The sequence below is a fragment of the Neobacillus drentensis genome, from assembly GCF_036965245.1.
Classification (GTDB): Bacteria; Bacillota; Bacilli; order Bacillales; family Cytobacillaceae; genus Neobacillus; species Neobacillus drentensis_G.
This window is the reverse complement of sequence record NZ_JBALPG010000193.1, coordinates 1-6,195: the sequence shown is the minus strand read 5'-3', so window position 1 is coordinate 6,195 and position 6,195 is coordinate 1. Positions and strand designations below refer to the sequence as shown.

General features: G+C 35.8%; 9 protein-coding genes. 5 read left to right on the top strand and 4 right to left on the bottom strand.

Translation table 11 applies throughout. The features are described 5' to 3' along the window. Both V7150_RS25035 and V7150_RS25030 read right to left on the bottom strand, forming a co-directional pair. Positions 1-217: hypothetical protein (locus V7150_RS25035; protein WP_335523678.1), on the bottom strand; the 217-nt coding region annotated here is incomplete at its 3' end. A 217-nt stretch (positions 218-434) separates the two neighbouring features. Beyond that, on the bottom strand, positions 435-905 hold the full coding sequence (locus tag V7150_RS25030) for a DinB family protein (RefSeq protein WP_335523675.1): 471 nt from the start codon (positions 903-905) through the stop codon (positions 435-437). A 393-nt stretch (positions 906-1,298) separates the two neighbouring features. Between V7150_RS25030 and V7150_RS25025 the strand changes: the two genes are divergently transcribed. Beyond that, positions 1,299-2,702 (top strand): M28 family peptidase, encoded by a 1,404-nt coding sequence (locus tag V7150_RS25025; RefSeq protein WP_335523672.1) that lies wholly within the window; start codon positions 1,299-1,301, stop codon positions 2,700-2,702. A 177-nt stretch (positions 2,703-2,879) separates the two neighbouring features. Beyond that, positions 2,880-3,260: a VOC family protein gene (locus tag V7150_RS25020; RefSeq protein ID WP_335523669.1), complete on the top strand. Its 381-nt coding sequence runs from the start codon at positions 2,880-2,882 to the stop codon at positions 3,258-3,260. 152 nt (positions 3,261-3,412) lie between these two features. Here the strand turns inward: V7150_RS25020 and V7150_RS25015 are convergent, their stop codons facing one another. Beyond that, complete coding sequence (locus V7150_RS25015; RefSeq protein ID WP_335523666.1) at positions 3,413-3,589, bottom strand: hypothetical protein; 177 nt, start codon at positions 3,587-3,589, stop codon at positions 3,413-3,415. 79 nt (positions 3,590-3,668) lie between these two features. Next, positions 3,669-4,373, bottom strand: coding sequence for a hypothetical protein (locus tag V7150_RS25010; protein ID WP_335523662.1), 705 nt, complete (start codon positions 4,371-4,373; stop codon positions 3,669-3,671). 168 nt (positions 4,374-4,541) lie between these two features. On the opposite strand from V7150_RS25010, the gene V7150_RS25005 reads away from it, so the two are divergent. From V7150_RS25005 to V7150_RS24995, 3 genes are all read left to right on the top strand, one after another. Beyond that, positions 4,542-4,838 carry an antibiotic biosynthesis monooxygenase family protein gene (locus tag V7150_RS25005; protein ID WP_335523659.1) on the top strand — a complete coding sequence of 99 codons (297 nt, stop codon included), beginning with the start codon at positions 4,542-4,544 and terminating at the stop codon, positions 4,836-4,838. 139 nt (positions 4,839-4,977) lie between these two features. Next, on the top strand, positions 4,978-5,595 hold the full coding sequence (locus V7150_RS25000) for an NUDIX hydrolase (protein ID WP_335523657.1): 618 nt from the start codon (positions 4,978-4,980) through the stop codon (positions 5,593-5,595). A 368-nt stretch (positions 5,596-5,963) separates the two neighbouring features. After that, positions 5,964-6,195, top strand: a 232-nt coding sequence (locus V7150_RS24995; protein WP_335523654.1) for a hypothetical protein, incomplete at its 3' end; no start/stop codon positions are given.

Genomic DNA, 6,195 nt, shown 5'->3' with positions numbered 1-6,195 from the left:
AAAGCAACCCACAGAAGATATTCACTGTATATAAAATCAAAAGACCTATTGGATAATTTGTAAAATATGCAACTACTGCCTCTCCATAGTGTTTGGAATTATAATAGTCAACATTTAGCCCCAACATCATAAAATAGTCATAAACTCCATTAGCGTAAATGAAAATAAAGAAGAATCCCATTAACCATAAATGCCATGGTATCTTAATATTTTTCATATTATTCCTCCTTTATATTGTTAAAATTTAACATTTTTATAGTTTTAATATTATACTTTCTCTTATTAATAAATCAATATAATTTTTTAACAGCGCCTTCTTTAAAAAATGTAAAAAAGCTAGGAACCTAAAAACGATTATGGAAATAAACATTGATCATTTGATGGCAAAGGACAAAGACACACGCTCAGTCTTTGTCCTTTATAAAAAAATCAGACTAAAAAGAAGGTTGTATGCATTTTTTTAAATCAAGAATCGCTTGTAAATGCATGCCCTCATGAAAAATAGTTCGGATTAATACTTGTTCGATAGTGTGCATCCCCATTTCAGTAGGTGGGAATTCTTCCTCAAGCCTTTCACCATATACATCTTTTATTTTCGCTGGTTGTTTTTTTAGTAAAATCTTTAACTCTTCTAATGATGGTGTCTCAGAATTGAAGTTTGCCGGAGAGGTTCCAAACCCAAACCAAGATTTAAATTGTTCAGGAACGCCACACTTTTCTTTCGTGACTGCCTGAATCCATAAATATTGGTCGAGGTACATATGTCCTAGGTTCCAACGAATATTATTATTAAATCCGATAGGGATTATTTCTGCTTCCTCTTCTGTAACATTTTCCATAACGCTTAAAACATAGCTGCGATAGCACTCTAGTTGCTTAAACAGTACTTCATGTCTTTGTTTCATATACGGCATTCCTCCCTTTTTTATAGGTATGTATTCGATGAAAATGGTTTTTCCCCTGCAAGTATGAAAATTAAACGTAACAGGTCGATCCTATGTTTAATTAAATAGTCTTTATAATATTCGGCTAATCGCCGGCTTTTTTTCGTAACTAGTAAAGTTGAAGGGGGGCTTTTATCTTCTTACTATGATTTAGGTAGTATTGCCTATAATTTCTGACTTGTTCATGGTTAATCAACAAGGTTCTACATTTTGCCACTTTCTATATAGGAAAAATGTAATTGTGAACGTAGAATCATCATGCTTTTTGTAAAACTATTAAAGTTTACTAATCTATTAATATCAATGATAATCTACTGGAAACGTTTGCATTTTGTGAGAAAGAGGAGGGCTTAAATGAGCAAGAAAAAAGCGTTGTCAGTATTATTAACTGCAGGACTAGTCTTAAGTGTCAATGGAGTATATGCACAAGGACCTGAGGGAGCACCAAACTTGAACGCAGCATCCGCTTTCGACAACAAGATCATCAAGAAAATTAGCGTCGACAACATGTATAATACCATTGATCTATTATCAAAGGAGCCACGTACGGCAGGCACTGATGGGGAGCTAAAGGGAGCACAGTACATAAAAGGCCAGTTTGAAAAGTATGGGTATGAGACAGAGCTGCAGCCTTTTAAGTTCTATGATGTTGTTCGAAACAATGTAAGTGGATTAGTAGAAATTGGCGGACAAAATCTTAACCCATACGTTTTTTCCGGATCCTATAGTGGAGAAGTAACGGCGGATGTCATGCATGTTGGTAAAGCCATTGCGGGTACGGTACCGGATTCGGTCAAAGGGAAGATTGCACTGATTGAACGCGGGGATATCACCTTCGTTGAAAAAATCCAAAATGTGTTGAATAAAGGTGCGGTTGGTGTCATTATGTATAACAATAGTGGTACATCCAACGCATTTGGCCAAGCAAGTTATGGTCAAAATATCCCTGCAGTTGCCATCACTAGAGCCCAAGGCATGGCATTAGTAGAGCAATTAAAAGCTGGTCCGTTCACGGCTAAAATAAAAGTATCCGGGTCAGGATTTCTTGAAAAAACCTCCTACAACGTCATTGCAAAAATGAAACCACATAAAAATAAGGATACCGGCCAGATTGTTATGATTGGAGCACACCACGATTCGGTTCCTGGTGGACCTGGTGCAAATGATGATGCTTCCGGAGTATCTGCTGTACTAGAGCTTGCAAGAGTAATGGCCAATATGCCAATTGATACTGAACTACGTTTCGTCACTTTTGGCTCCGAGGAAAAAGGTCTGTTAGGATCCTACCATTATGCAAGTACGTTAAGTTCGGAGGAAGCGGATCGAATCGTAGGGCATTTCCAAATGGATATGATCGGAAGTAAGGATGCCGGGGGCGATAACAAAGCAAACGGATTAATCATGTATACAATTGATGGAAAGAAAAATACTGTCACTGATCTTGCTTCTGCTGCAGGTTTGAGAACTGCATTAGGTGAAGTTGTTCCGTATGGCCAGTTGGGACGGAGTGACCATCAGCCATTCCATGAACTAGGAATTCCGGCAGCTCTATTCATTCACTCACCGCTAGAGCCATGGTATCATACACCAGCAGATACCATCGATAAAATTGATAAAAATAAACTGCAAGAAACAGCTGAAATCGTTGGTGCAGCCGTTTACCAAATCGCGCGGCCAGACACGCCTGCATTACAACACTCAAGAGTTGCACCAAAACCGGTCGATTATGATTTCGAAAATCGCCCGCCTGGAGCGTAATATGTTTTTACAAAGAAAAATAGCGGAAGAAATTCTCTTTGTAAATAATATGTTAATCATTAACCATTCAATAGACAATTAATTGTTTAGCCGATTATAATCAAAAGTAGAATGATAAAGAATAATGAATGTTCAAAAAACAAAAGGAATTAATCTATCAGAAATGGAGAGAAGCGAATGATTAATCAACTCGGACAAATTATGTTATACGTTAACAACCAAGATGAGACAGTGAAATTTTGGACAGAAAAAGTAGGATTTATCGTTAAATCTGAACAGGATAACGGCCAAGGAATGAGATGGATTGAACTTGCTCCATCTAAAGAAGCGGAAACTAGTATTGTTCTCCACAATAAAGAATTAATTGCTAAGATGCAGCCTGAATTACATTTGGGCACTCCATCGTTAATGTTCTTTTCGGAAAATCTAGAGCAATTATATAAAGACTTTACGGATAAAAATATCACCGTCGGAGAAATGGTAAATATGCCTGGCGGCAGAGTATTCAATTTTGCGGATAATGAACAGAATTACTTTGCTGTTATGGAGAAGAAGTAAACTATAATATATAAGAATTAACATAAACGCGGCTAAAAACATGATTTTTAGTCGCTTTTGTGCTTTTAAACGAGAAAATGACGTGTGCCAACATACTCACCCGTCATTACAAAAGTCATTTTATTGTTTAGTGCTATTTAATCGATCCGTCTTTAATCGATGTATCCTTTGTCTTTTAAACAAACATAGGCGTCATTTTGATTTTCTTCCTTTATTTGATATTCCAATGTTCCTTCTACAATTTTTGCACAACGTCCTCCAAACGGCTTGAGGACTTCTTTAATTTCCTTTACATCTACACTACCTTTAATTGGGTAATTTACTTTCACTGCATCCACCTCCAATAATAACTATAGGTAATCGAAAATGATTTTGCTGTGAGAAAAATTACAATGAACAAACAATAGATTAATCACCTGGCAAAAAGGTTTGAATGTCTTTGGATAAGATGGACGGCTCTGATGGATACCAAAAGTAAGTATTTCCGTCAAAGTGCAGGTCATACATATAGGCAACCGGGTCCCCAGTGTACAGCACCATATGATAATAATCAGGATCGCCTTTTACCGTATTCGGCTGGAAGTTTGGCGATGCTTGACTAGTCTTTAAAATCTGAAGGAAGAGGGAAACTTGCTCTGGATTTTTTATTTCAGCTATTGGTTTAGGAGCGTTTGGTACATAGGCTTGATAGATTTCGATTTTGTGTAATTTGTCAATAGGCATATCTTGAAATTGCCATTTGTAGACTAAATCATCTCTTGAAAAGTAGATTTTGTAGCCGTTAATGGCACTGGCTGATTTTACAGCAATAAGATTTGGATCCCCCTTAATTTTAAAAATTTGCGTTCCTTTTTCATGGAAGGCTGCATCACCATTTCTAATTTTGTATTCTGGATCGGTGACATTGTCTGCGACTTTAAACTTTACCTCGCCAAGTTTTTCACCAAGGTACGTTTTATCGGCTAAAGCCCCAGAATAAATCCCATCATACATTTTTCCGTTCCATTTAATAAAATCTACCCATTCAATTTCAACATGCTGTCCGAATTGACTCAACCGGCAGCCTGTTAAGATTAACATAAGTAAAATAACCACGTTCAATAATTTTCTCATCTCAACCACCCCTTATTTTATTGACGAATAAAATTGTATTTCCGTTCCATTATTATTATCATTTTCCATTCCTACAGGAAGATTGGCAGATTCTTATGAAAGCTTCATAGAGAGGGTGTGGTACAATGACTTTGTGAATTAGATGGATTTTTTTAAGGGGGATATTCAATGATATTAGAAGCGGTTTTGCTTCAGGTTAAGCAAGGTTTGGAAGAGGAATATGAGGATGCATTTCGTCAGGCGTCAGTCATTATTTCTTCCATGAAAGGATACATATCGCACGAATTACAGCGTTGTTTGGAAGTTAATGGTAAATATTTGCTATTGATAAAGTGGGAAACACTAGAAGACCATACAGTTGGATTTAGACAATCAAATGAGTATAAAGAATGGAAAAAGCTTTTACATCATTTCTATGACCCATTTCCAATAGTTGAACATTTTGAAAAAGTTCGACTCTCATAGGGAGTTGATTAATCTTTACGGCCGCGATTCTTCTATAAAGAAGATCGCTTTTTTTCTATTAAATATAGGTTAACTGTCTGTTTAGGGATCAAAAGAAATATGGTAATATTAGGTATAATCAAGTTGGTGGTGATGATAAATGGAACCTAAATGGCTAGAATGGGCGAAGCAGCTTCAATCCATTGCTCAAACAGGATTAGCGTATTCGAAAGATGTATATGATTTGGAACGCTTTGAATTGATCAGAAATATAAGTGTAGAAATATTGTCGCAACAGACAAAATTGGACAAGACTGTCATAAAAGATCTATTTGCCAGCGAAACTGGATATGCAACTCCTAAAGTTGATATTAGAGCAGTTATCTTTAAGGATAAAAAAATATTAATGGTAAAAGAAAATACTGATGGAAAATGGTCATTACCAGGCGGTTGGGGGGACATTGGATTAACCCCAAGTGAGGTTGCTGTGAAAGAAGTCAAAGAAGAATCAGGATTTAACGTGAAAGCAACTAAATTGTTAGCTGTACTTGATAAAAAGTGTCACCCTCATCCGCCTTCACCATATCACGTTTATAAAATGTTTATCCAATGTGAAATAATCGGCGGACAAGCAAAAGAAGGAATCGAAACGAGTGAGGTTGAGTTTTTTGCTGAAAATGAACTGCCACCATTATCAATAGCTAGAAATACAAAATCACAAATTGAAATGGCGTTCAAGCATTTATATAATCCACAAGAACCTGTCTATTTTGATTGATTTTTAATAGAGTTGCTTACTGTTTTTCAATAGGGACTTTGAAAGTATATTAATCTAAATTAGATATTGTTGAATCAGGAGTAAATTTATAGGGAACTTACGTTCTAGTTACGCTAAAGGAATGATCTGATATAAGTGGCCAATTACCAGTTTTCATGTAACAAAGTTCAAAGGAAATGTTTTTTCATTAAGTCTTAACTCAAATAACGGGGTCTGTTTTAAAGAGGACAAATATAAAAAAACATTAGAAATGGGGCATCAAATCGCAAATAATTTAGATGCCCTTTTTTGTTGTTCCAAAGGGATTTCTAATAATAAAAGTGGTCATTGGGTATAATGCGAACTTATTATATTTTTGGAGGTTCAAAATGAGAATTTCTGAAAGGTGGAACACCAATAGACTTATTATACGTAAGGCTATAACTGATGATATTAAAGATTTGAATCATATTTGTGCTTCTTGGGAAGATAAAATTCATCTGGAGGGGGACGGATTCCCAAAAGGATATATAGAAAATTGTATTAATAATGGTGATTTACCACCTATTAAAAGCGCTCATATCTCTAACTATTATTTAATGGTAATACAAAAAACAGATG